The 24,839-nt window shown below is 37.1% G+C and carries 19 protein-coding genes; 15 read left to right on the top strand and 4 right to left on the bottom strand.

All coding sequences use genetic code 11. The annotated features are described in order from the left end of the window. Window positions 1-58: 58 nt before the first annotated feature. From ABRT01_RS14230 to uxaC, 5 genes are all read left to right on the top strand, one after another. Window positions 59-826: an MFS transporter gene (locus ABRT01_RS14230; protein ID WP_367748057.1), complete on the top strand. Its 768-nt coding sequence runs from the start codon at window positions 59-61 to the stop codon at window positions 824-826. A 230-nt stretch (window positions 827-1,056) separates the two neighbouring features. Next, the gene (locus tag ABRT01_RS14235) at window positions 1,057-3,558 is read left to right on the top strand and encodes a glycoside hydrolase family 31 protein (protein ID WP_269410264.1); all 2,502 of its coding nucleotides are present in this window, start codon (window positions 1,057-1,059) and stop codon (window positions 3,556-3,558) included. Between the two features lie 152 nt (window positions 3,559-3,710). Beyond that, window positions 3,711-5,315, top strand: coding sequence for a mannitol dehydrogenase family protein (locus ABRT01_RS14240; protein WP_269410263.1), 1,605 nt, complete (start codon window positions 3,711-3,713; stop codon window positions 5,313-5,315). A gap of 15 nt (window positions 5,316-5,330) precedes the next feature. Beyond that, window positions 5,331-6,404, top strand: coding sequence for a mannonate dehydratase (gene uxuA, locus ABRT01_RS14245; RefSeq protein WP_269410262.1), 1,074 nt, complete (start codon window positions 5,331-5,333; stop codon window positions 6,402-6,404). A gap of 32 nt (window positions 6,405-6,436) precedes the next feature. After that, window positions 6,437-7,849 carry a glucuronate isomerase gene (gene uxaC, locus ABRT01_RS14250; RefSeq protein ID WP_483308159.1) on the top strand — a complete coding sequence of 471 codons (1,413 nt, stop codon included), beginning with the start codon at window positions 6,437-6,439 and terminating at the stop codon, window positions 7,847-7,849. A 190-nt stretch (window positions 7,850-8,039) separates the two neighbouring features. Here uxaC and ABRT01_RS14255 read toward each other — a convergent pair whose 3' ends face one another. Next, a complete protein-coding gene (locus ABRT01_RS14255) occupies window positions 8,040-9,227 on the bottom strand; it encodes an ROK family transcriptional regulator (RefSeq protein WP_269410260.1) in 1,188 nt (395 codons plus the stop codon). A 266-nt stretch (window positions 9,228-9,493) separates the two neighbouring features. Between ABRT01_RS14255 and xylA the strand changes: the two genes are divergently transcribed. The 5 genes from xylA (at window position 9,494) to ABRT01_RS14280 (ending at window position 16,339) form a co-directional block, all read left to right on the top strand. Then, on the top strand, window positions 9,494-10,819 hold the full coding sequence (gene xylA, locus ABRT01_RS14260) for a xylose isomerase (RefSeq protein ID WP_269410259.1): 1,326 nt from the start codon (window positions 9,494-9,496) through the stop codon (window positions 10,817-10,819). A 23-nt stretch (window positions 10,820-10,842) separates the two neighbouring features. Next, window positions 10,843-12,342, top strand: a complete 1,500-nt coding sequence (gene xylB, locus ABRT01_RS14265; RefSeq protein ID WP_269412613.1) for a xylulokinase — start codon at window positions 10,843-10,845, stop codon at window positions 12,340-12,342. Window positions 12,343-12,362: 20 nt separating this feature from the next. Then, complete coding sequence (locus ABRT01_RS14270) at window positions 12,363-13,514, top strand: MalY/PatB family protein (RefSeq protein WP_269410258.1); 1,152 nt, start codon at window positions 12,363-12,365, stop codon at window positions 13,512-13,514. A gap of 13 nt (window positions 13,515-13,527) precedes the next feature. Then, window positions 13,528-14,973 (top strand): Na+/H+ antiporter NhaC, encoded by a 1,446-nt coding sequence (gene nhaC, locus ABRT01_RS14275; RefSeq protein ID WP_269410257.1) that lies wholly within the window; start codon window positions 13,528-13,530, stop codon window positions 14,971-14,973. Between the two features lie 637 nt (window positions 14,974-15,610). Then, a complete protein-coding gene (locus ABRT01_RS14280) occupies window positions 15,611-16,339 on the top strand; it encodes a Fic family protein (RefSeq protein ID WP_269410256.1) in 729 nt (242 codons plus the stop codon). A gap of 406 nt (window positions 16,340-16,745) precedes the next feature. Here ABRT01_RS14280 and ABRT01_RS14285 read toward each other — a convergent pair whose 3' ends face one another. Then, on the bottom strand, window positions 16,746-17,075 hold the full coding sequence (locus ABRT01_RS14285) for a hypothetical protein (protein WP_367748067.1): 330 nt from the start codon (window positions 17,073-17,075) through the stop codon (window positions 16,746-16,748). A gap of 634 nt (window positions 17,076-17,709) precedes the next feature. On the opposite strand from ABRT01_RS14285, the gene ABRT01_RS14290 reads away from it, so the two are divergent. Then, window positions 17,710-17,961, top strand: coding sequence for a hypothetical protein (locus tag ABRT01_RS14290; RefSeq protein ID WP_269410254.1), 252 nt, complete (start codon window positions 17,710-17,712; stop codon window positions 17,959-17,961). 309 nt (window positions 17,962-18,270) lie between these two features. Here ABRT01_RS14290 and ABRT01_RS14295 read toward each other — a convergent pair whose 3' ends face one another. Both ABRT01_RS14295 and ptsG read right to left on the bottom strand, forming a co-directional pair. Continuing rightward, entirely contained in the window at window positions 18,271-18,960 is a 690-nt protein-coding gene (locus ABRT01_RS14295) for an N-acetylmannosamine-6-phosphate 2-epimerase (protein WP_269410253.1), read from the bottom strand. A gap of 17 nt (window positions 18,961-18,977) precedes the next feature. Continuing rightward, window positions 18,978-20,528, bottom strand: coding sequence for a glucose-specific PTS transporter subunit IIBC (gene ptsG / locus ABRT01_RS14300; RefSeq protein WP_269410252.1), 1,551 nt, complete (start codon window positions 20,526-20,528; stop codon window positions 18,978-18,980). A gap of 138 nt (window positions 20,529-20,666) precedes the next feature. Between ptsG and ABRT01_RS14305 the strand changes: the two genes are divergently transcribed. From ABRT01_RS14305 to menC, 4 genes are all read left to right on the top strand, one after another. Next, window positions 20,667-21,464, top strand: a complete 798-nt coding sequence (locus ABRT01_RS14305; RefSeq protein ID WP_269410251.1) for a MurR/RpiR family transcriptional regulator — start codon at window positions 20,667-20,669, stop codon at window positions 21,462-21,464. A 203-nt stretch (window positions 21,465-21,667) separates the two neighbouring features. Beyond that, window positions 21,668-22,513, top strand: coding sequence for a MurR/RpiR family transcriptional regulator (locus tag ABRT01_RS14310; RefSeq protein ID WP_269410250.1), 846 nt, complete (start codon window positions 21,668-21,670; stop codon window positions 22,511-22,513). Window positions 22,514-22,779: 266 nt separating this feature from the next. Then, complete coding sequence (locus tag ABRT01_RS14315; protein ID WP_269410249.1) at window positions 22,780-23,565, top strand: GNAT family N-acetyltransferase; 786 nt, start codon at window positions 22,780-22,782, stop codon at window positions 23,563-23,565. A gap of 22 nt (window positions 23,566-23,587) precedes the next feature. Then, window positions 23,588-24,700, top strand: a complete 1,113-nt coding sequence (menC, locus tag ABRT01_RS14320) for an o-succinylbenzoate synthase (protein WP_269412612.1) — start codon at window positions 23,588-23,590, stop codon at window positions 24,698-24,700. The last annotated feature ends 139 nt before the right edge of the window (window positions 24,701-24,839 follow it).

The following is a 24,839-nucleotide window of genomic DNA, read 5'->3' on the forward strand; positions in this document are numbered from 1 at the left end:
GGTTTGCGGGATTACCTAACTATATCAAGGTATACCTGCCTAGTTTGGGCTGCGAAAGTTGAGTTATTTATTTTCATTTACATCAAAGGATGTGTTTAATGCTGTATTTGCATACTTTTGTGTTTCTGCATTGATGGTGAGTCCAACAACGAGTGCTAATGTCTTGTCGCTTAGCATCATAGGGCCGTTGGTAATTATTTTATCGGGCTTCCTAATGGTCAAATTTGGGCCACGTTGGCTATACAGTGTATCCTATAGCTGTGAAATTATTGCATTATGTGGCTTTTATGTACTCTTTGCCACTAAACCAAGTAGTATGGTCATTCTACTATTTGCCTTTGGATTCCTTTATAACTTTGGTCTTGCTATTTTGCAGTTTGTACCGTGGAATGTATATCCTCTAATACCGGATTTGGATGAAATTGTTACGAAACAACATCGTGAGGGTATCTATGCTGGGGTAATGACATTCGTCAGAAAATCAACAGTTGCTGTTGCCACCGTTTGTGTAGGGTACTTTCTAGATATGGGAGGATATGTAGAAGGAAGTATTCATCAAACTACTGGAGCTCAAAATACAATTGCGGCGGTGTTGATTGGTGGGACAGGAATCCTACTGTTAGTTGCATTATTGGAAGCGCAGACTTTCCACCTAAACAAAAGGACACATGGGATTGTGCGGGATGAGTTGAACCGACTTCGGGCAGGAGGTGATAAAAACAGTGCAGATCCAAAAACAAAAAATGTTATTGAAAATTTGACTGGTTACAAATGGGAAAATGTTTGGGAAGATGAACAGTTTGGTAAAAAACATGTTATAAAATAAAATTTAGAAAATAAGAAGGTTGAGGCTATACCAATTATGGTGAGTATCTTTACTGTGACGGATGCCACTCATTTTCAAATTTGTTTGGTGAGTGATAAACTGCCAGGGTTGAGGTGATTGTATTAATCTGAAAATTCCCATTGGTGGTTTTGGCGTTAGATTATCATAAGTAAAGTCTCTTTATCTTCAAAGTAAATTTCTATTCATAAAGAGTGTGGGAGGAACCTTAGATGCTTTTAAAAAACTTTTTGTCTATAAATAAAATGAAGAATGGTTACTATGTGAAAGGCGATGCAGCTGATATTAAGATCATTTTTATGACGGATGATATCATACGTGTACGGGTTTCATTTAACAGACAGTGGACGGAAGAGTCATATAGTTTGGTTATGACTGCATGGGAAGATCGTTTGGACTATCTATTTCCCGAGGAACGCGAAAAAATAAAAGCACTGGACATTCCTATGGAAGAAACAGATAAGGAAATAGTTTTTTATACAAATACAATGAAATTAGTAATGTGTAAATCACCACTACATTTTTCCTTATATCAGTTAAACGGTGAAAAGTTATATAGCGATTTACCGTTAAGGGCTTTTGAGCAAGATCAATTAGGAAGAGTTTCTCATTATAATCAAATAGATTTCAAAAATGATCATTTTTATGGATTTGGTGAAAAAACAGGTAAATTGGATAAAAAGGGCAGAAGAATGCGAATGACACCTAAAGATGCAATTGGTCATGACCCGGAAACGGGAGATCCATTGTATAAACATATACCTTTTTATATTAAATTGAATAAAAATAATCAACATGCCCTTGGACTTTTTTATCATAATTCATATGACGCGGTATTTGATATGGGAAATGAAATTAGTGGTTATTGGCCACGTTATAGCTACTATCAGGCTGACGGAGGGGACATTGATTTATTTTTTATTAACGGCCCCTCAGTTGGACAGGTCCTAGATAACTATACAAAGTTAACAGGAAAGCAAGCAATGGCTCCAAAACATAGCTTTGGATACACTGCTTCAACTATGTATTATGCTGAATTAGAAAAGGATTGTGACAAAGAAATATATGAGGTAATTAATAAATATGTTGATGAAAAGATGTATATAGACAATTTTAAATTAGCATCAGGTTACTCATCTGGGGAAAAAGACAATCTAAGATATACTTTTAATTGGAATAAGAAACGATTTCCTAATCCCGAGGGATTTATAAAAAAAATGAATGAACTGGGCATTGATGTCATTCCTAATTTAAAACCGGGTATATTGTTTAATCATCCATATAGTAATGAATTTGAAAAAAATAATGTCTTTGTGAAAAGTCCTGATGGTAAAGAAGATTATACTGGTCGTTGGTGGGGGGGATCCGGAAGATTTATAGATTTTACAAATCCTACAGGCAGGGATACATGGAAAAAATTACTTCAAGAAACTATTTTAAGTAAGGGTATTACAACTGTATGGAATGATAATTGTGAATATGATGGCATAGAGGATCGGAATGCAATATGTGATTTTGATGGAAAGAAAGGAACCATGGCTCAACTAAAAATTATGCACTCCAATTTAATGGCTTATATTGCAAAAAAGGCTATTTTTGAACTTTATCCGAACCATCGTCCTTATATTATAAATCGTGCTGGATTTGCGGGTATTCAAAGATATGCACAGACATGGGGAGGCGATAATTTAACGGATTGGCGTACATTAAAATTCAATATCGCTACTATTTTGGGTATGGGATTATCAGGAGTAGCTAATTTTGGTTGCGATATCGGGGGGTTTGCTGGAAACGCTCCAGAGGGGGAACTCTTACTAAGATGGATACAAAATGGCATATTTCAGCCAAGATTCTGTATTAATTCAGCTAACGATGATAATACAGTAACCCAACCATGGATGTATGAGGAATACAATAAATATGTTCGCCATGCGTATAGCATGCGTTATAAGATGTTACCATATTTATATTCTTTAATGTACGATGCCCATATTAATGGAAAACCAATAATGCGACCTTTGTTTTTTGAATTTCAAAATGACATCAATTGTTATAATGATGAAAACATGACATTTATGTTTGGTCCATCGGTTTTGGTAGCCAGTGTACTTGAAAAAGGAGCAAAAACAAGGAAAGTGTATTTACCAAAGGGTTGCAAATGGTACGATATTAATAATAACCTGAAAGAATATGAAGGTGGTCAAGTAATTGAAATTCCAGTCACACTAGATAGTATTCCTATGTTTTTGAGGGGTAATGGAATTTTTATTACAAATAATGATGTTACACATATTTCAACAGATACGATGACGAGTCTTGATATTCTAATCGGGGGAGAATCAGATGGTACCTTCTATTTTTATGATGATGACGGTATAAGTAATGACTTTAAAAATGGTGTATATGAGTATACGAAAATAGATGTGACTGGTGATTCTCGTAAACGGATTTCTTTTGAAACAACAGGGGATTATAAAAATAGTATATCCTCCCTTAATATTAAGCTGATTAATAAGGAGAAAGGAGCGTATTGGGTTACAGCTGACAATAAAGAAATACCACGTTTTCTTAATAGGGACACCTGGGAAGCTGCGGATGAAGGTTGGTATTATGAGTTGTCAGATAGAACGATTTTAGTAAAGTGTAAGAAACCACAAAAAGAAAAGTTTGAAATTATGGTTTCTAGTGAGGAATTTAATTTAATTGGTATGTAAAGCGTCATTTATACAGTATTTGTAAAACATGAATTACTTTTCGAAGGTAAAAAGGTTATTTGATAATTTTGCTAGCAATAGTGGTGAATTATAAAACAAATTGAAGTTGATTTTGGAAGAGGATTATCGTTTTTAAAGGGAAGTGTTTTCTTATGCTTAAACTTAATAAAAATTTCATGGAAAACAAAAACGAATTTTTGAGTAAGGGAATTAAATTACCCTGTTACAAACTTGATGAAGTAAAGAAGAATACCATTCGTAAACCTACTTGGATTCATTTTGGCGGTGGAAACATCTTTAGATGTTTCCACGCCTCTATCCAGCAAAATCTAATTAATAAGGGATTGTCAAATACAGGAATCATCGTAGTAAATACATCCAGTGATGAAACCATAAAAAAAATATACCATGCAAATGATAATCTAACATTAATGTGTGTAACCAAAGCAAATGGAGAGATTGATAAAGAAATTATTGGAAGTGTTGTAGAGAGCCATTATTACTCAAACAGTAACTCTTCATCGACAAAAAGGGTAAAAAATGTTTTTGCAAACCAATCATTGCAAATGGTTTCTATCACAATAACAGAAAAAGGATATAGTTTGAAGAAACCTAATGGCCAATATTCAAACATTGTTAAAAATGATATTGATAATGGACCAGAATACGCAAAACATACTATTTCAATTCTAACAGCGTTATTATATGAAAGATATAACAAAGGTGCTTATCCAATAGCATTGCTAAGTACTGATAATTTTTCCCATAACGGGGATAAATTAAAATCAACTATACTAGAGATTGCAAAGTTATGGAAAACTAATGGTTTTGTAAATGAAGGCTTTATAAATTATCTACAAAACGATCGTATAGTTTCTTTTCCTTTGAGTGTGATAGATAGGATTACACCAAGACCTTCGGAAAATGTTTTAAACAAATTGATAGAATTGGGATTCGAATCAATGGATATTATACAGACAAAGGGGCACTCTGTTTATGCTCCTTTTGTAAATACAGAGGATGCTCACTATTTAGTTGTTGAAGATAATTTTCCAAATGGGCGACCTCCTTTTGAAGAAGCTGGCGTTTACCTTACAAATAAACAAACTGTTGATAAAGTTGAAAAAATGAAGGTGTGTACTTGTCTAAATCCTTTGCACACAGCAATGGCCGTTTATGGATGTTTATTAGGTTATTCTACAATTGCTGATGAAATGAATGATCCCCAAATTAGGGAATTAATTAAAAAAGTTGGCTATAAGGAAGGGCTGCCTGTTGTGGAAGATCCAGAGATCATTGACCCCCATCAGTTCATAGATGAAGTAATAAATAAAAGGCTTCCAAATAAGAATATACCTGATACACCTCAAAGGATTGCGTCAGATACATCGCAGAAACTAGCCATAAGATATGGCGAAACAATTAAATTGTATAAAGACAAAGCCAAGAACCTAAGCTATATCCCTTTGGTTATTGCTGGATGGATAAGGTATTTAATGGGGTTGAATGATGAAGGAAAAAAGATGGAATTGAGTCCAGATCCAATGCTTGACGAGCTGCAAAGTTCTATTTCTGGTATAAAATTTGGCGCACCGGAATCTGTGGCAAACAACTTGTATGATATTCTTTCTAATGAATCCATTTTCGGTATTGACCTATATAAGGTTGGACTTGGGTCAAAGGTTGAAGAATATGTAAAAGAGCTAATCATTGGACCCGGATCAATAAGGGCTACACTTAAGAAATATTTAGCTTAAAGGAGATGTTAATTCATGCAGATGACAATGAGATGGTATGGTGAAAATGATGATAACACTACATTGCAACAAATAAGACAAATCCCAAATGTTAAAGGTGTAGTAGGCGCACTTTATGATGTTCCGATTGGTGAAATATGGCATGAAGATAAAATTAGAACACTAAAAAATCAAGTTGAACAAGCGGGATTAACACTTGAAGTAATTGAGAGTGTTAATATACATGATGATATTAAAATAGGTTTACCGAGCCGTGACAAATATATAGAAAATTATATTGAAACGATTAAGAACTTGTCGAAATATGGAATTAAAGTTATATGCTATAACTTTATGCCGATTTTCGATTGGACAAGAACTAATTTAGCCTATGAATTAGAAGATGGTTCAACAGTGCTATCATACGATCAGGAAATTATTAATCAAATTGATCCAAATATTATGGTTAAATCATTAACGGATAATTCCAATGGATTTGTGATGCCAGGTTGGGAACCTGAACGACTAAATGAGTTAGAAAGCTTATTTGAGAAATATAAAGGCGTGGATGAAAATAAATTAAGAGAAAACCTCAAATATTTTTTACAGGCCATCATTCCAACTTGCGAAGAATGTGATATTAAGATGGCGATTCATCCCGATGATCCTCCAAAAAGTATTTTTGGCTTACCAAGAATAGTTAAAAACTTTGAGGATTTAAAAGGAATTATACAGATGGTTGATAGCCCTAGCAATTGCTTGACATTGTGTACAGGATCTTTGGGAGAGAATCCGAATAATGATTTACCTTCCATAATTCATTATTTCGGTGACCGAAATAAGATTGCTTTTGCTCATTGTAGAAATATAAAATTCACCGATAAAGAAAGCTTTCATGAAGTTGCCCACTTATCTAGCATGGGATCTTTGGATATGTATGAAATTATGAAAGCTCTTTATGATGTGGGTTTTGACGGATATATGAGACCAGATCATGGAAGAATGATATGGGGTGAAAATGGCCGACCAGGTTATGGACTTTATGATCGTGCTCTAGGAATTGCATACTTGAATGGCCTGTGGGAAGCAGTAGCAAAATCTGAGGCTTAAACATCGTAAGATTATGAAAGGGAGTGATGATTGTGTTTTTGGATAAAGATTTCTTGTTAACAACAGATTTTTCTCGTAAGCTATTTCATAATCATGCAGCAAAAATGCCTATTATTGACTATCATTGTCATTTGAGTCCAAAAGAGATTTATGAAAATAAGAAGTTTAATGATCTTTCGCAGGCATGGATTGGTGAAGGAAACATTGGTGACCATTACAAGTGGAGATTAATGCGAGCCAATGGTGTTCCGGAGAGATATATAACAGGTGATGCGGAACCTTACGAAAAGTTCTTAAAGTGGGCCGAAACGATTGAAAAATCAGTAGGTAATCCCCTGTATGAATGGACTCATTTAGAGTTAAGAAGGTATTTTGGAATTAATACAGTGTTGAACCGGGATACAGCCTTTGAAATCTGGGAGAAATCAAATAAATTATTAGATTCAAATGAATTTAAACCAAGGAATTTAGTTAAGAAGTTTAATGTAAAAGTAGTTTGTACAACGGATGATCCGGTAGATGATTTGCATTATCATAATTTACTCAGTAAAGAAGACGTTGGCTTTAAAGTATTGCCGACCTTTCGTCCGGATAACGCGTTAAACATTGAGAAAAAAGGTTTTATCTCCTATATGGATCAGCTTGGTGACGCTTCGGGTATCAATATTAATGATTTTGACAGTATTGTTCTCGCACTAAAAAAAAGAATGGATTATTTTTATGAAGTTGGCTCAGTATTATCTGATCACAGCTTGGAACAGTATACTTATATTGAGACCACAGATGCAGAATTGGATGGTATTGTAAAAAGGGCATTGGATGGTACTGGCTCAATTTCTTCAACTGAAGTTAATAAATACAAAACTGCACTTTTAAAAGCACTAATGAAAATTTATCGTGATAAAAAAGTAACCATGCAGTTGCACATACAAGCATATCGTGATTTAAATGTAACTATGTTCAATAAAATAGGTCCGAATACTGGCTTTGACGCCATAACGGATGGAAGTTTAGCGGAAGATCTTGGATGTTTATTTGCTAGTGCAGAAAAAAGTGATAGCATTCCAAAAACAATTGTGTACTCCTTAAATCCCAATGATTGGATTCCTTTGATTACGGTTTTGGGTTCGTTCCAAAAAGATATGGTGCAAAAGCTCCAACTTGGGTCGGCGTGGTGGTTTAACGACACTAGAACTGGAATGAGGAATCAATTAACAGCATTTGCTGAAGTAAGTTTACTTCCGAATTTTGTAGGAATGCTTACCGATTCTCGTAGTTTTTTGTCGTATCCACGTCATGAATATTTTCGCAGAGTTCTTTGTGAATTGCTTGGTGAATGGGCTGAACGTGGGCAAATTCCAAGCGATGAAGATCAAATTGGAAAAATAGTAGAAGATATTTCTTATAATAATGCCTACCGATATTTTGGATTTTTCGATGATTAATTACCGTTAAAATCAATATTAAATGGTAAACAGTAAATAAGGTGAGGGTTATTTGACGTTTACAAGAACTCTGTAGTTACTAAAAAACTTGTTGGATGAGAGTGAATATCAATCCATTTCATTGAAATATAAAACGGAAAATAGGGGAGCCATACCCTTTTTTCCGTTATAGAACTTCATTACACCTTATTCACCGCACAGTAACCCTCTTATCATCCATAAACTTAGAAACAGAAAAAGAAGCGGCTCCAATTGCACATGAGTGCTTTCCTAGATTAGAAAATCTGACTTCTGTACCTTCTTTGTGAAAAGTGGAAAGTCTTTCACTCAACATATTATCGATTGGGTTCGCAATCCATTGTTCAAATTGTGCCATCCGATTTCCTATAATGACAACCTCTGGATTGAATGTGTTAATAATATTTGTTAATCCAATACCAATGTATTCCCCTAATTGATTTAATACTCGTAATACCACTGGGTTGCCCGATTGTGCCTCGTCAATCAGGTAGCCTAAATTACTTCCATCCTCTTTGCTCAATAGATTCTCAGTTTTGGCCTCTTTTAATAGTGCACTCTCGGATGCATATAATTCCCAACAACCACGATTTCCACAAGAGCACTTTCTTCCGTTTGCATCAATGGTGACGTGCCCCATCTCCCCCGATATTCCAGATGCCCCTGTGTAAAGTTGATTGTCAATAATAATCCCTGTACCAATTCCGATACCTATACTGATATAGATTAAGTTAGAGATGTTTTTCCCTGCACCATATAAACGTTCGCCGTGGGAGCCAGCATTTGCTTCATTTTCAATCGTTACAGGAATACGAAATCTATTTTCAATCATTAGCTTAAGATCCACTTGTTTCCAATGAAGGTTTGGTGCAAAAAGGATTTTATCATCTTTATCTACGTTACCTGGAACACCAACCCCAATTCCTACAATTCCATACGTACTGTTTGGGGCTTTGTCTATTAAGTCTTCTATAACGAAAATGATATTTTCCAACACATATTCAAATGCTGTTTCATTCATTGATATGGTTGTTTCCTCAATAATCGTGCCTCTTAAATCTGTTAGAACGCCTAAAATATAATTGACACCTAAATCGATTCCAATCGAATAACCAGCGAGATTATTAAAATATAGCATCACCGGTTTTCTCCCACCGCTTGATTGGCCGGATCCAATTTCATATACAAACGATTCATTGATTAGTTCCGTAACCATGGATGAAACGGTTGCTTTATTCAAACCAGTCTCCTTGGAAATTTGTGCTCGGGATACAGGTCCTTTGTTCTCGATACATTTAAAAACAATGGATTTGTTAATTTGCTTTACTAGGTTTTGATTGCCAGTGCGTAATGAATTCATGTGTCCTTCTCCCCAACAGTTATCATTAATTAATTTCTATATCTGGTAAGGTGTTTGTTTTACCATTATAACAAAGTATACATTTAACACAATTAAATATATATTAAATGGTCCAGTTACCATGATTTTACCATATCTAATACTAATTTGTGTTTGACAACGTTTCCAGTTGGCGTTAAACTTAGTTTACTAGATAAACAAAGTTTTGTAATGAATTTGCACATCTGTAATAACTTTTAATAATGATGACGAGAGGGGATTATATCATGAGTTATTTTTCCAATATAAACAAAATCAAGTATGAGGGTGTAACATCAAACAATCCATACGCATTTAAATTCTATAATCCTGAAGAAAAAATTGGTGAACAAACAATGGAGGAAATCTTACGTTTCGGTGTAGCGTACTGGCATACATTTACAGAGGATTTATCTGATCCTTTTGGCATGGGAACTGCCATCCGACCATGGGATAAATTTAAAGGAATGAATTTAGCAAAGGCACGTGTGGAGGCAGCATTTGAGTTTTTTGAGAAGTTAAATGTTCCTTATTTTTGTTTTCATGACGTGGATATTGCACCGGAGGGATCCTCACTAAGGGAATCGAACCAAAATTTAGATACTATTGTTGCCATGATCAAAGATTATATGAAAGATAGTAAAACAAAACTACTGTGGAATACCGTAAACAACTTTAGTCACCCGCGGTTTGTACATGGTGCTGGATCGTCAAGTAATGCGGATGTGTTTGCGTATGCCGCGGCAAAAGTGAAAAAGGGTCTCGAAATTGGTAAAGAATTAGGTGCTGAAAACTATGTGTTCTGGGGTGGCCGTGAAGGATATGAAACACTTCTAAATACGGACATGAAGCTAGAGATGGATAACTTGGGCCGGTTCTTCCATATGGCGGTTGATTATGCGAAAGAAATTGGTTTTGACGCACAATTTCTTATCGAACCAAAGCCGAAAGAACCAACCACCCATCAATATGACTTTGATGTGGCAAGTGGATATGCATTCCTGCAAAACTATGACTTACAAGATTACTTTAAATTTAATATTGAAGCAAATCATGCAACATTAGCTGGTCACACATTCGAACACGAACTTCGGTATGCTCGTATTCATGGCATGTTAGGTTCTGTTGATGCAAACCAGGGACATCCCTTATTAGGTTGGGATACGGATGAATTTCCAACGGATTTATATGCTACCACGCTTGCGATGTATGAAATATTGAAAAATGGTGGACTAAGTCGTGGAGGGCTTAACTTTGATGCAAAAGTACGTCGTGGATCTTTTACACCGGAAGATTTATTCCTTGCACATATTGCCGGGATGGACAGCTTTGCCGTTGGATTAAAGGTTGCACAAGCATTAATCGACGACAACGTGCTGGAAGGCATGGTAGAGAATCGGTATAAAAGTTACAAAGAAGGGATAGGTAAAGATATTGTGGAAGGCAACACGGATTTTCATCAATTGGAAGAGTATGCATTAGGGCTAACTGAGATTAACAATGTGTCTGGTAGATTGGAACAAATAAAATCCACTATTAATCAGTATTTACTGCGAGCGTACGCAGGTAAATGACCTTTTTGTCAGGAGGGTTTATGGTGAAATATGTTATTGGCGTCGATTTGGGAACCAGTGCTGTCAAGCTTTTATTAGTAAATCAGGCCGGTAAAGTAACACAAGAAGTATCAAAAGCTTATCCATTGATTCAGGAACAGACTGGGTATAGTGAGCAGGATCCTAACGTATGGGTAGATCAGACAGTTGCCGGGCTGTCTGATCTTCTCAAGAATTTTGATGGGGATCCTGCAGATATTGAGGGAATCAGTTTTTCCGGACAAATGCATGGCTTGGTACTGCTTGATAAAAATAATCATTTGTTACGAAATGCCATCCTTTGGAATGACACCCGAACTACTGCTGAGTGCCAAGAGATTTACGATGTGATTGGTAAGGCACGTTTACTGGAGATAACGAAAAATCCGGCACTAGAGGGTTTTACGCTACCCAAAATATTATGGGTTAGAAAAAATGAGCCTGAACTGTTTCATAAGGCAACAAAGTTTGTGTTACCAAAGGACTATGTACGGTACAAACTAACTGGGAAATTGCATATGGATTATTCCGATGCAGCGGGAACGTTACTATTGAACGTTACAGAAAAACAATGGAGTCAGGAGATTTGTAATCGATTAAATATTAATTATGATTTCTGTCCTCCTTTGGTAGATTCACACCAAGAGGTAGGGAAAATAACGCCGGAACTGGCTGATGCAACCGGATTATCAGCATTAACACGGGTGTTTGCCGGTGGAGCTGATAATGCATGCGGGGCAATTGGTGCAGGAATTTTAGAAGATGGAAAGACGTTAGTAAGTACTGGAACTTCTGGTGTAGCTTTATCTTATGAGGAAAAAGGGGATAAAGACTTCGAAGGAAAAGTGCATTATTTTAATCACGGGGCGCCAAATGTTTTTTACACAATGGGTGTTACCCTTGCTGCGGGAAACAGTTTGAGCTGGTTTAAGGATATATTTGCTAAAGAAAAAGATTTCGATGAACTATTAGAAGAGGTAGCATCAGTTCCTCCTGGTTCAAATGGTTTATTATTCACCCCATATATCACCGGTGAGAGGACACCTTATGTTGATGCATCGATACGCGGCAGTTTTACTGGAATGGATATTTCCCATGAACGTAAACATTTTATTCGTGCGGTTTTGGAAGGGATTACTTTTTCCTTAAATGAAACCATTGAGATTTTTAGGGAAAATGGTAAAAAAATAGATACCATCATTTCGATCGGCGGTGGAGCCAAAAGTGAAGTATGGCTACAAATGCAAGCGGATATTTTTCATGCAAACATAGTTAAATTATCAAGTGAACAGGGTCCGGGTATGGGGGCAGCAATGTTAGCGGCTTATGGATGTGGATGGTTTAGCTCATTAAATGAATGTGCAGATAGGTTTTTGAAAGAAGATAAGGTTTATACTCCGAATGAAAAAAATGTGGAAACATATAAAGAGTTATTTGGATTATATAAAGAAATTTATCCGTCAACCGTTTCATTGCATAAAAAGTTAATGAAGCATCGCAACTAATAGAAAAGGGTGATTTCAACATGTTTGGTCATTTTGTAAGTCGGAAAAACACAAATTCAGCAAAATGGGAGGAAGCTGTTGAGGATACAAATGCGGAGGATACTATTGCTTTATCGGTGGCGGATATGGATTTTCGGACTTCGCCTGAAATTATCAATAAGGTAGTGGATGCCGCAAATCATGGTATTTATGGTTATACGAATTTATCAGGTGATTACAAAAAGATTGTTAAAATGTGGATGAAAAAAAGTTACGACTGGAGCATTTCTGAAGACTGGGTTGTATTTTGCCCACGCATTGTCCAAGCAGTATCTTTGTTTGTTCAGAATAATACGCAAAAGGGTGATGAAATTGTTATCCAATCTCCTTTTTATAGTCCGCTAAAAAATGCCGTGGAATTAAACGAGCGCCTGGTTGTGACAAGCCCATTACAGTATTTAAACGGTCATTATGAAATGGACTTTGATGATTTGGAACGCAAATTTTCCTGTGGGGCTAAAGCATTTATACTTTGTTCCCCGCATAATCCAGTGGGACGGGTTTGGGATGAGTCGGAACTAATAAAACTAGCCGATTTATGTGTTAAATATAATGTACTATTAATTTCTGATGAGGTACATGCAGATTTTGCGTTTTCCAAAGGCCATATACCAATAGGAAAAATACAGTCCATTATGAACCAAGTAGTTATATGTACGTCTCCAGCGAAAACATTTAATCTGCCAGGATTGGAGATTTCCAATATTATTATTCCTAACCGTCATTTACGCGAAAAGTTCAAAATGAATTTGCAACAGGCTGGTATTCATAATCCAACTTATTTTGCTGTTCCAGCTCTAACGCAAGCTTATTTATATAGTGATGACTGGTTGTTAATGTTAAAAAGTTATATTAAGGAGAACTATCAATTCGCAAAAAACTATATAGAAGCGCATATCCCCAAGTTTAACGTTATTCAGTCGGAAGGCACTTATTTAATGTGGATTGATTGTCGAGAAGCCGACCTAAATGAAGGCGATTTAAGGAAATGGCTTTTTAAAAAGGCGAGAGTGGCTGTTTCCATGGGGAGTTCATTTGGAGATGATGGAAAAGGTTTTATCCGAATAAATGTAGCAATTCCAAGAAAAAAATTAGAAGAGGCTTTAGATAGAATTGCATCGACACATCCATGAGGGGGAGAACAATATGAAAAAGGTGCAAAGAGAACCAGGTTTGTTGTTAGCATTAGTGCCAGTCATCAGCATGCTTGTACTACTTAGTCTGGGCATAGGGATTTATGATCTTCCTGCCGAGCCTTTGATTCTTGTATCTACTTTAATAGCAGGAGTTATTGCTTTATATCTCGGTTATAGCTTTGACGATATCATGGAATCTGTCTCAGAGAAAATAGGGAAAGTTATGCCGGCGATATTGATCCTAATTACTGTTGGATTCATGATAGGTGCCTGGATGGTTGGTGGAACAATTCCAATGTTAATATATTATGGGCTGAAGATCATATCCCCTGAGTATATTTTTGTAACCGCCTTTATTGTTACGTCTGTAGTTGCTATTTTCACAGGAACATCCTGGGGTGCCGCTGGAAGCATTGGCGTGGCATTTATGGGAGTGGCAATTGGAATGGATACTAATTTAGGTGCTGTGGCGGGTGCTGTAGTTTCTGGTGCCTATTTTGGAGATAAACTGTCGCCGCTGTCCGATACAACTAACTTGGCTTCCTTATCAACTGGGGTAAATTTATATGATCACATTAAACATTTGCTTTATACTACTGTGCCATCCTTTGTTGTGGCTGGAATTGTTTATTTAATAGCTGGGTTTATGATATCTGATGGTAAAGGTGTAATCCCCGATAGTGTTTTTGAAATTATGGATACGTTAGACCAGATCTATGATTGGAATTTATTGTATATTTTGCCGCTTATTATTGTTCTATATGGGGCAATACGTAAGAAACCAACCATTCCAGTCATGTTACTGGCGTCATTTGTGGCGATGGCTAACGGAATGATATTTGAAGGATTTTCATTAAATGATGTTATTGTATCAACGTTGAACGGTTTTGACCTTTCCATGGTTTCAGGGTTCGATACATCAAATGTTATTGAGGATATACCAACATTGCTAAATCGTGGCGGTATGATGTCTATGATGAACACGTTGCTAATAGCAATTGTTGCCATTGCATTTGCGGGTACCATGATGGTCTCCAACTCGCTTCATGTGATTATTAATAATCTGTTAAAAGTAGTAAAAAGCACATTCGGCTTAATCGCAAGCACCATTGTTACATGCTTGACAACTATTGGTGTAACAAGTAATGGTCAAATTTCTATTTTAATTCCCGGTGAAGCATTAAAAGATGCTTATATTAAAAGAGGATTACACCCGAAGAATTTATCAAGAACGATTGAAGATTCTGCTACGATTATTGAACCAATTCTGCCATGGACGGCTGCAGGGGCGTATATGGCCGGGACATTAGGGGTATCTACGTTATCCTATTTACCATGGGCCGTACTAAATTATTCGGGAATTATCTTTGCACTTATATGGGCATTTACGGGATTTGGGATAGCTAAATTGGGTAGTGATGAAAGTGAACACAAAACTACTGGGGAGAGCGCCTAGGGGGAGACTGAAATACAAAGGGTTTCATATCTTGTTAAAAGAAAATTAAAAAGTCATGCTGAATAAACCTCATCTGGTAATAGATGGGGTTTTTAACTAACCCTTTATTGTATAGTGGGTATTCGTTTTAAAGGAACGATTTGGGTTATTTTGAAATACCAAGCGCTTTTAGGTATATGGACTTTACCCATGTACTTTAGCCCCTCAACTTAGGGGAATTTTTTTAATTTTGTAGAATCATCGTACATATTCAGGCTTATTGGTATTAATCCGTTGCTAAGCTGATTCATTTTACACTTATCCACCTTAATAGTTTCTTGATCATAAATATTGCCCCTTTGTTAACTAGTTGACATCCATGCCTTAGTATAATTGAAATGTAAATAAATGGACGTTGCGCTGTAAGGCAGAAGATATCAGTTTGCTCTCTGCTACTGATAGCAATGGATAATAAAAGTTGCACATCTTATGTTATAATATACTTGAAATTGAAGTTTTACTCCGATGTTATCAATTACATAATGCAGGTATTTAACTTAGATAAAAACGAATCAATGACAATATATCGCCCTATTATATAAATGATAAAAATCTATTTTATCGAAAGTATGCTGGTATCCTTGAGAGGTGAGATGAGATGTTTGAAAAAATTGATGAAAAGAAAGCACGGCTTGATGCAAAACGTCCTTTGCCAAAGTATACATTAAGAAGTTTACGAGAAAAGCTATTACTTGAATGGACATATAACTCAAATGCAATCGAGGGAAACACGCTAACATTAAATGAAACGAAAGTCGTGCTGGAAGGTATTACAGTTGGTGGAAAAACAATGCGTGAACACTTGGAGGTTATTAATCATCGTGATGCCATTGCGTATGTGGAAGAAATGGTTCGACGTAAAGAGTCACTGTCAGAATGGCAAATAAAAAACTTGCATCGGCTAATACTAAAAGGCATTAATGATGCATATGCTGGAAATTATCGTGACCAACAGGTTTTCATTTCAGGTGCAAAGCATACACCACCAGCCCCGTTTCTTATAAAGGAACAAATGGAGAAATTAATGAATTGGTATGAACAAGAAACGAAACAACTGCATCCGGTTACCCGTGGAGCGATGTTACACGCAATCTTTGTGGGAATTCATCCATTTATTGACGGCAACGGTCGTACAGCCCGGTTATTATTGAATCTGGAGTTAATGAAAGATGGGTTTCCGCCGGTTGTCATCAAAGTAGAAAATCGATTAGGTTATTATGAAGCCTTAGATAAAGCGCATACTCAAAAGGTTTATGATGACTTTATTCAGTTAGTCGCGAAGGAAGTAGAAGATTCTTTAGATTTGTATTTAAGTGCTGTAAAGTAAATTTTCATTTAGTGGGCTTTTTCTCCACCATCGCTAATCCCCCCAAGAGGTGGAATAGACGAAGATATAAAAGACGTGGCGGGCTTAGGAAGGAGTATGCCGGATGTCATGGTGCTGTCATGAGCATCGATACATTCGGTGTTTCAGGTCCTGGAGATCAAGTGATTGAAAAATTTGGATTTACGGTGGAAGATGTGGTGGAGCGGTTTAAGGAATTGGTTTAGTAGTATAAAATAATAGGTAGCAACAGTAAAATGTTATAAGGATAGTTGGCTCTGTGGATGTTTTTTCTACAGGGCTTTTTTGCGGGAGATAATTTATGACAAGATGTAGTTTGCTAGCCCCCGACTTCGTGTCTGTGACTTGCACGCACACTCCCGGAGAAACAATGCTAAGCGTAAGGCATCTACAACTTATTTCTGTTCGCTTCCATATTTCTTTCCATTTTCGCTTTCTCTAGCCGATAATACATCATCGCTTGCCTTGCTTTTTCTATATCCTTTTTACTTACCTTAAGATATATCGGGCTTTCTTTGTATCCGAATTGATAAAAATTTTCCCAGTTGTATGGAATCTGGTACTTAACTGGGATTTTGTTGTTTCTCAGAAGCCAATAATATTCGTTTGCTTCGCCTACACTTGATTCATCTCCATTGTAGACTGTCTCATATTTATTTTTATCCCTAAGCAAAAACATAAATGTGACGATAGATGCAATTGATAGTATTTCAATCATGGTAAATCCCTCTTTACTATGTCGGGGGAGTGGAACCAAACCCCGGACGATCAAAAATCGGTCAATGACTTTTAGGTCCACCGTATTTGTCAATTTCGTCATCCTAGCAACTGATCCTGGTAGCGATAACGAACTTTCAAACTGCAATATTCACCCGTCTGTACTATTCTTGCAATGGTACGCCCCTATAAACAAAGTATATCCTAATGGACGGATTGCTAATACATCACCGTATCAATGGGTGAAAAGGGTTGTGAAATTTGATCAGCAACAGGTTCCAAAAAAACTAAACGAAGCATCTTCTCCAAAAAATTCATATGCCGGAGTTAAACCATGAATAGAAACTAAACGGACATTTGGGAAACCGATTTTCTAAAGTGACTTAACTTTTCGAATTAATTGTTGACTTTTGGGGCGGATGGATTGCCGAAATGGTTTAGAGGTCTTCGCCAAAAAATGACGATATAAAGGGAATTGCCATTAATAACGAACTTGCGAAAAGAATGGTTGAATATAAGACGAAGTTAGTTGAACGATCCAAAAAAAGTAATGGGAATAAAAAGCCTTGAAAATGTGTATATAGGGGTTGAAATTATATATATGTATAGAATGCATTATGAAGGGATGAATGCAGATGCTCACCATAAACAAGGGGGTTCAATTAATGAAAAACGAACCAACTATGTTAAGAAAGGACGTTGATTGGCGGATTGCAAATTGTGAATACGTTGTTCGAAATGTTCCATACTTTAAATCTAATTATTACAATGAAGAATTATTGGATATGGATGTTTCTATAGTGATAACTACATTGCGTGATCTTATGGTTGAGAATGCAATCCCACATGATGTAAATTATGATGATTTCGCTGATGTTGAATTTTAGTTATTGGTAAATATGGCTTTATGTAACCTGTTTCCTTCCCTGCCTTATCAAACAAAAACGTTAAATTAGTTCTGATACCTAACATTTAGGTAGACGAGGTCAGGATTCATTGTGATATCATTTTCATACAATGGTGGCTCTTAGTCGATAATATGGAAACTTGGTTGAAGGTTTTCGATAGTCGATAACTTGGCGCACCATTTTATTTAAGGAAGTGGAAGGAACGTAAATTTTATATTTTAAATACCTTTAAGTTGAGGACATTGAATAAACCTATAAATGCCCTCAACTCACTCCAACCTAAATATTTTATTCCTTACCCTTCACCAAACCTTCAATCTCCGAGAGAAATTTACGCGTAATTTCCTGTGGCCGTGTAATCGCCCCACCGACAACAGCCGCGTATACATCCAATTCAAATGCTCTTTTTAGCATTTCGGGAGTTGCTATGTTCCCTTCTGCAATGACCGGGGTTTGAACTGCATTCTGGACGTCTTTTAAAAAGGAAAAATCATGATCGTATAATTTTTCACCTTTTGTATAGCTTGTATAGCCATGTAAAGTAGTTCCAATGTAATCAAATTTAAGTTTTTCAGCATTGATTGCCTCTTCAACCGTTGAAATATCCGCCATTAATTCTACATTGGGCGCTTGATTTCTTGCATAGTTAACTAATTCCTTCAACGTCTCTTTTGGTTTTGGATTAACGGTAGCATCCATGGCGATGACGTCACATCCACTTTCGATTAATTCATCAATTTCTTTGGAGGTAGCGGTTATATAAACATCAGAATCGGCATAGTTCCGTTTTACGATCCCAATAACAGGAAGATCAACTTCTTTTTTGATTGCCAGAATATCAGCTTTTGAATTTGCCCGAATCCCTTTTGCCCCGGCTTGGTAAGCAGCCAGTGCCATCTTGCTCATGATAAATGAAGAATGGAGTGGTTCATCCTCGAGTGCTTGACAGGATACAATCAAGTTTTTTGGTAAATACATGGGTTACATCTCCTAATCTAATTTTCAAGTATTTCTTCTATTTCATTTTTAATGACAGAAACTTGCGGGCCATATATAACTTGAACACCGCCGCCTTTTATGACAACGCCCTTACTTCCAGTTTGTGATAATACATCCTTATCGACTATGTCACTATTTTTAACGGTTACGCGTAATCTGGTTGCACAGTTATCAACATCGACAAGGTTCTCCCTTCCACCAAGAGCTTCAATAATGGCAAAGGGGCGTCCTTCTTTTGTTCCACCACCTGATTGATTAACTGCAGGCTTTCCTGCTTTTTCATCTTCTCGTCCAGGTGTTTTAAAATTGAACCGTTTAATCAGGAATGAGAATGTAAAGTAGTATAGGAAAAACCAAATGATACCGATCGGAATGACATAAATCCAATTTGTCTTTTCTTGCCCTTGTAGTATTCCAAACAACACAAAATCAATGAAACCGCCAGAAAATGTTTGTCCGATAGTAATTTGAAAAATATGTGCGAGCATAAAGGCAAAGCCATCAAATATAGCATGTACGACATAGAGTGCTGGTGCAACGAACAAAAATGAAAACTCCAGGGGTTCGGTAATTCCTGTTAAGAAGGAAGTTAACGCTGCGGATAGCATTAATCCTCCGACGACTTTTTTATTTTTTGGTTTGGCAGTTCGATAAATGGCAAATGCTGCGCCAAGTAGTCCAAACATCATGGTAATGAAACGTCCGGACATGAAGCGGGAAGTACCTGCAAAAAACTTTTCTGTTTCCGGATCGCCTAATTGAGCAAAAAAGATATTTTGTGTACCTTGTACTAAATGACCAGCAATTTCTAACGAGCCACCCAATCCTGTTTGCCAAAAAGGTAAATAGAAGATATGGTGCAGCCCAAATGGTCCCAACATGCGTAAAATAAAGCCATAGAAAAATGTTCCAATATAACCGGTTGCATTGACTATATCGCCAATATTAAATATCAGGTTTTGGAACAATGGCCAAACAAAATACATGATCACACCAAGAATAATAGCAGAAAACGAGGTTATAATTGGTACAAAACGGGATCCACCAAAGAAACCCAAAAATTGGGGTAATGTTATTTTGTTAAAGCGGGTATGCAGGAAACTAGCCATGATCCCCACAATAATACCACCAAAAACGCCTGTTTCCAGTGATTGAACACCCAATGCCATGCCTTGACCAGCAGCGGATAAGTCATCAGTGGCTAAATTACCCGTGATGTTTAATATCGCATTGATGGTAGCGTTCATCACTAAATACCCAAGTAGAGCAGCTAAACCAGCCGTACCCTTATCGGATTTTGCCAGGCCAATTGCAAGTCCAATAGCAAAGAGAATCGGCAAGTTTGAAAATATAATGTCACCTGCAGCGCTCATCACAGTGAAAATTGCCTGTAACCAATCATGATCAAGAATGGGATATGTATCTACCGTGTTAGGATTGGAAAGGGCACCGCCAATTCCCAGCAGAAGTCCAGCTGCAGGTAAAATAGCAATCGGTAACATAAATGCTTTACCGAATTGTTGAGCCTTTTCGAAAATATTTTTCATTAAATGCACCTCCAAAGAAAATATTTTCCGTAATACTATCAAACGTTTTCATTTTTGTCAATCTACCACTATTTTAAACACACATAGAATGGTATGATTAAGGAAATAGCAATAAGGAATGATGGAAGGGAATGGAACATGAATTTTGAAAATAGAATTCAAAAATTTAAATCATGCTTAACCGAACATGACAAGAAAATTATTGGTTATTTGTCGGAACATAAAGCTATTATTTTAAATCAATCCATTGTTGATTTAGCAAAAGAAATACAGGTATCGCCAGCAACGATAACCAGATTTTGCAAAAGAATTGGTTTTAATTCTTTCCAGGAAATGAAGTTTTCCGTTGGCGGGGAAACCTCCGACATGCCTGATACGGCGGGAACATTCGCTACGATTTACCATTACTATCAAATGATTATCAAGTCAACGCAGCAGTTTATAAGTGAAGAACAAACAAATAAAATCGTTTCTTTAATCATGGATGCCAAAAGGGTTTTGTTTTGCGGAATTGGAAACTCGGGCTTAATAGCCAATGAGTTTAATAGCAGGATTGAGCGGATGGGCATTCATTCCAGATCCGTAACAGATGCGCATGGCATGATCATGGAGACATCATTGTTAGATGAAAATGACGTATTATTATGCTTCTCAAATACTGGTGAAACGAAAAGCGTAGTCGATTCAGCACGATTAGCACAAGAAAATAACGTGTTTACAGTGGCGGTAACGAATCATGATGATACATTACTGACGAAGTTTTCAAATGAAGTCGTGTTAATATCCAGTTACAAATATATCGATGATGAAAAATTTATCAATTCACAACTACCCGGTTTGTTTTTACTGGATATTTTAACGTATAAATTATTAAGTCATCAAACGTATATGGAAAATTATCAAACGACAATAAAAGCGGTTAAGCAGTATGGGTAGGGAATTGTTAACATGTGGCTGATTTTCCTTTTTAGCTGAAACGTACGCCTGTCATTTCCTCGTGAACCACTATAGTTCGAACAACAAAATCAGTTGTCAAACCACATAATTTGTGATAGGATAAATTAAATTCTGAAGCATTTCCTTTTTTAGAAATAAATATGAAGGGTTTGCTTCGTTGTCTTTTTTATGGAGGACTTCCAATGGAATCTATTTATCAAAAGATAGCAGCAAACCAACATACCTTTTCAAACAATTTACTGAAGATTACTTCATACTTATATGATGACCCGAAAATTTTTGCAATGAATTCGGCAGCAGAGGCGGGTAAACTAATAGGGGTTAGCGAGACAACGGTCATACGCTTTTGTCAAAAACTTGGCTACTCCGGTTATCGTTCCTTCCAGGGAGAAATACAGCAACAACTTTTCGAAAGAAGCACATTATCTGAATTTGTTGATAAGAAATCGGAAACGTACACAACGCATGCTTCATCCGTTAAAGCGTTGATGGCGAATGATTTGCAAGCGATTCAACAAACCATGGAACAATTATCAGAAGAAAAACTTGAAACAGTTGTAGCAAAAATTGCCTCTGCTGATCGAACGCTTGTTGCTGGTATTCGTACGTCGCATGCGTTGGCGAGCTGGTTTGCTTTTGCGCTTGATTTGGTGGTAGGAAATACAAGATTGTTTCAGTCCAATATGGATGATATTTTACTGCGCATTGGCGAACTTACTGCAAAAAGTGTTGTAGTCGTTTTTTCGTTCCATCGATATGCAGTTGAAACAATACATATTGCCAAACTGGCTAAGCGGCAAGGAGCATTTGTAATTGCATTTACGGATTCACCAATTGCTCCAATTTCCAAATATGCAAGTATAACACTACATGTACAATTAAACATGGGATCTACCCTTGATGTAGCACCAACCGTGATGTCGATAACGAATAGTATTATCTCAGCCATCTCGCTAAAAAATGCGGAACAATTTCAAAAACGCGCAACAAGATTTGATGCGATTGATGGAACAGATTTTTTTGCATGAGGAAGAGCAAGATGGAAACTAAAACAGAACTTGAGTTTGAAATACAGCTCCGGTGATTACGACTACTGGTAAGGAAGGTTTTCATTTTTATACCATTAAGCGGCCGGAGTTAAAAGCGACCATGCTGTGTTGGTAGGTTGTGATTTAAAACCTGGCTTGCATCATTCTAATATGACATTTGATCGAAGGATTATTCCAATAGTGGTAACTATCCTTTCCGATGCATTACAGAAAATAGTCAAGGTATACAGCGAGGAGGAACATCAATGACTTTAATGATAAAGACGCTGGAAACGATAGACGAACTCCAACAAATGCAGGAGGTTGAATCTGAGGTATGGCATATGGATCCCATCCCCGTCCATCAAACATTTACAGCGCTGAATCATGGCGGAATTGTACTTGGAGCCTATGATGGGGAGAAAATGGTAGGCTTTTTATATAGTTTTGCTGGATTTGACCGGGGTACTCCTTATTTGTGCTCCCACATGCTGGGAATTTTACCCGAATATCGAACAAGCGGATTAGGAGTAAAATTTAAATGGAAGCAAGCAGAGATTGCCAAGAAGATGGGATACAGCATGATTACCTGGACCTTTGACCCGCTGGAGAGCAGGAATGCCTATTTAAACTTGCATAAACTCCAAGCAACTGGTGCCCTTTATGAGGCGGATCATTACGGCTCCATGAATGATGAATTCAATCAGGGACTGCCGACAGACCGGATTCAAATTAAATGGGATATTAGCAATCAGAAATCGCAGCCCGACGTTTCGTTACAAGCGGAACACATTCTACTAGACGCCGATGAAAATGGCTATCCGATAGTGAAAGAACGCTTGGAAACGGCGAATCTTGCGGCTGGTGATTGTTATTTTGTGGCGATACCAAAACATTTTCAGGGAATAAAACAAACAGATTTTTCCCTTGCGAAACAATGGCGGCTGGAGACGAGGAAGGTATTTCAACAGCTTTTTGACCATGGATTTCAGGCAAGCGATTTGATTCGCGAAGCTGCGCATGACTACAGTTATTATGTGTTTACCAATTAGGACAGGGAGAGGATTAACAGTGATGGTTCCAATCAAGCAGATGAAATTAAAACGATTAAATATGCGGCTGAAGCATCCATTTACAACCAGTTTTGGCACTATGCAAGATCGGGCATTTTTCATTACAGAGGCAATCGACGTAAATGGTAACAGGGGATTTGGCGAGTCTGTTGCGTTTACCGTTCCATGGTACAGTGAGGAAACAGTGGAAACCAATTTGCATGTGATGAAAGATTTTTTCATCCCTATTTTGCAGGAGAATGAGCTTCAGCATCCTGACGATGTTTCCAAACTTTTTAAACCAATTAAGCGGAATAATATGGCAAAGTCAGCTTTAGAAGGAGCTGTCTGGGACCTGTATGCGAAACAAAATAATATGACACTTGCTGCTGCACTTGGAGGAGAGAAACAAGAAATTGATGTCGGGATCAGTATTGGGATTCAGCAATCGGTACAGGAGCTAATTGATACAGTGGATTATTTTATCAAGAAGGGATATAAACGGATTAAAATTAAAATTAAACCTGGCTGGGATGTGGATGTACTTCGGAAGGTTCGTGAACAATTTCCGGATACACCAATAATGGCTGATGCTAATTCCGCATATACATTAAAAGATATGGATCATCTGAAGCAATTGGACGATTTAAATTTAATGATGATTGAGCAGCCGCTTGCGCATGATGATATTTTGTATCATGCAACACTGCAGAAGAATATGCGTACCCCAATCTGCCTGGATGAAAGCATTCATTCGCTTGAAGACGCGAAAAAGGCAATTGAACTTGGTAGCTGCAAGATAATTAATATAAAAATTGGAAGAGTTGGTGGTCTGTCAGAGGCCAAACGGATTCATGATTATTGTCGGTCTCATGGAATTGATGTATGGTGCGGAGGTATGCTGGAGGCTGGAGTTGGCCGAGCCCATAATATTGCGTTGACCACCCTTTCTGGATTTACGTTGCCGGGAGATACGGCGGGCTCCTCCAGATACTGGGAAAAAGATATTATTACGCCAGAAGTACAAGTGGAAAATGGTGTGATACATGTACCTCAAACGCCAGGGTTAGGTTATGCGATAGATGAGGAAGCGTTGAAACAGTTTATGGTGGATGAACAAGTATTTGATTTTTAAGCTGGTTATATATGCAAAGATAAAAGGGGCCAGGCTCGAGCCGGTGTAGCTTAGAACAGTAATGGATGTAGTAGATGCCGAGTGCTCAAATCTGGTCCACAAAGAAATTCCATAGTGTTTTATGGGATTTTGAATATCA

Source organism: Lentibacillus sp. L22, assembly GCF_040812445.1.
Taxonomy (GTDB): Bacteria; Bacillota; Bacilli; order Bacillales; family Amphibacillaceae; genus Lentibacillus_C; species Lentibacillus_C daqui.

Coding starts and splice junctions, on each gene's coding strand:
- ABRT01_RS14235 (WP_269410264.1), top strand. CDS start 1,057: ATGCTTTTAAAAAACTTTTTGTCTATAAATAAAATGAAGAATGGTTAC.
- ABRT01_RS14240 (WP_269410263.1), top strand. CDS start 3,711: ATGCTTAAACTTAATAAAAATTTCATGGAAAACAAAAACGAATTTTTG.
- uxuA (WP_269410262.1), top strand. CDS start 5,331: ATGCAGATGACAATGAGATGGTATGGTGAAAATGATGATAACACTACA.
- ABRT01_RS14255 (WP_269410260.1), bottom strand. CDS start 9,227: ATGAATTCATTACGCACTGGCAATCAAAACCTAGTAAAGCAAATTAAC.
- xylA (WP_269410259.1), top strand. CDS start 9,494: ATGAGTTATTTTTCCAATATAAACAAAATCAAGTATGAGGGTGTAACA.
- ABRT01_RS14270 (WP_269410258.1), top strand. CDS start 12,363: ATGTTTGGTCATTTTGTAAGTCGGAAAAACACAAATTCAGCAAAATGG.
- nhaC (WP_269410257.1), top strand. CDS start 13,528: ATGAAAAAGGTGCAAAGAGAACCAGGTTTGTTGTTAGCATTAGTGCCA.
- ABRT01_RS14280 (WP_269410256.1), top strand. CDS start 15,611: ATGTTTGAAAAAATTGATGAAAAGAAAGCACGGCTTGATGCAAAACGT.
- ABRT01_RS14285 (WP_367748067.1), bottom strand. CDS start 17,075: ATGATTGAAATACTATCAATTGCATCTATCGTCACATTTATGTTTTTG.
- ABRT01_RS14290 (WP_269410254.1), top strand. CDS start 17,710: ATGCTCACCATAAACAAGGGGGTTCAATTAATGAAAAACGAACCAACT.
- ABRT01_RS14295 (WP_269410253.1), bottom strand. CDS start 18,960: ATGTATTTACCAAAAAACTTGATTGTATCCTGTCAAGCACTCGAGGAT.
- ptsG (WP_269410252.1), bottom strand. CDS start 20,528: ATGAAAAATATTTTCGAAAAGGCTCAACAATTCGGTAAAGCATTTATG.
- ABRT01_RS14305 (WP_269410251.1), top strand. CDS start 20,667: ATGAATTTTGAAAATAGAATTCAAAAATTTAAATCATGCTTAACCGAA.
- ABRT01_RS14310 (WP_269410250.1), top strand. CDS start 21,668: ATGGAATCTATTTATCAAAAGATAGCAGCAAACCAACATACCTTTTCA.
- ABRT01_RS14315 (WP_269410249.1), top strand. CDS start 22,780: ATGACTTTAATGATAAAGACGCTGGAAACGATAGACGAACTCCAACAA.
- menC (WP_269412612.1), top strand. CDS start 23,588: ATGGTTCCAATCAAGCAGATGAAATTAAAACGATTAAATATGCGGCTG.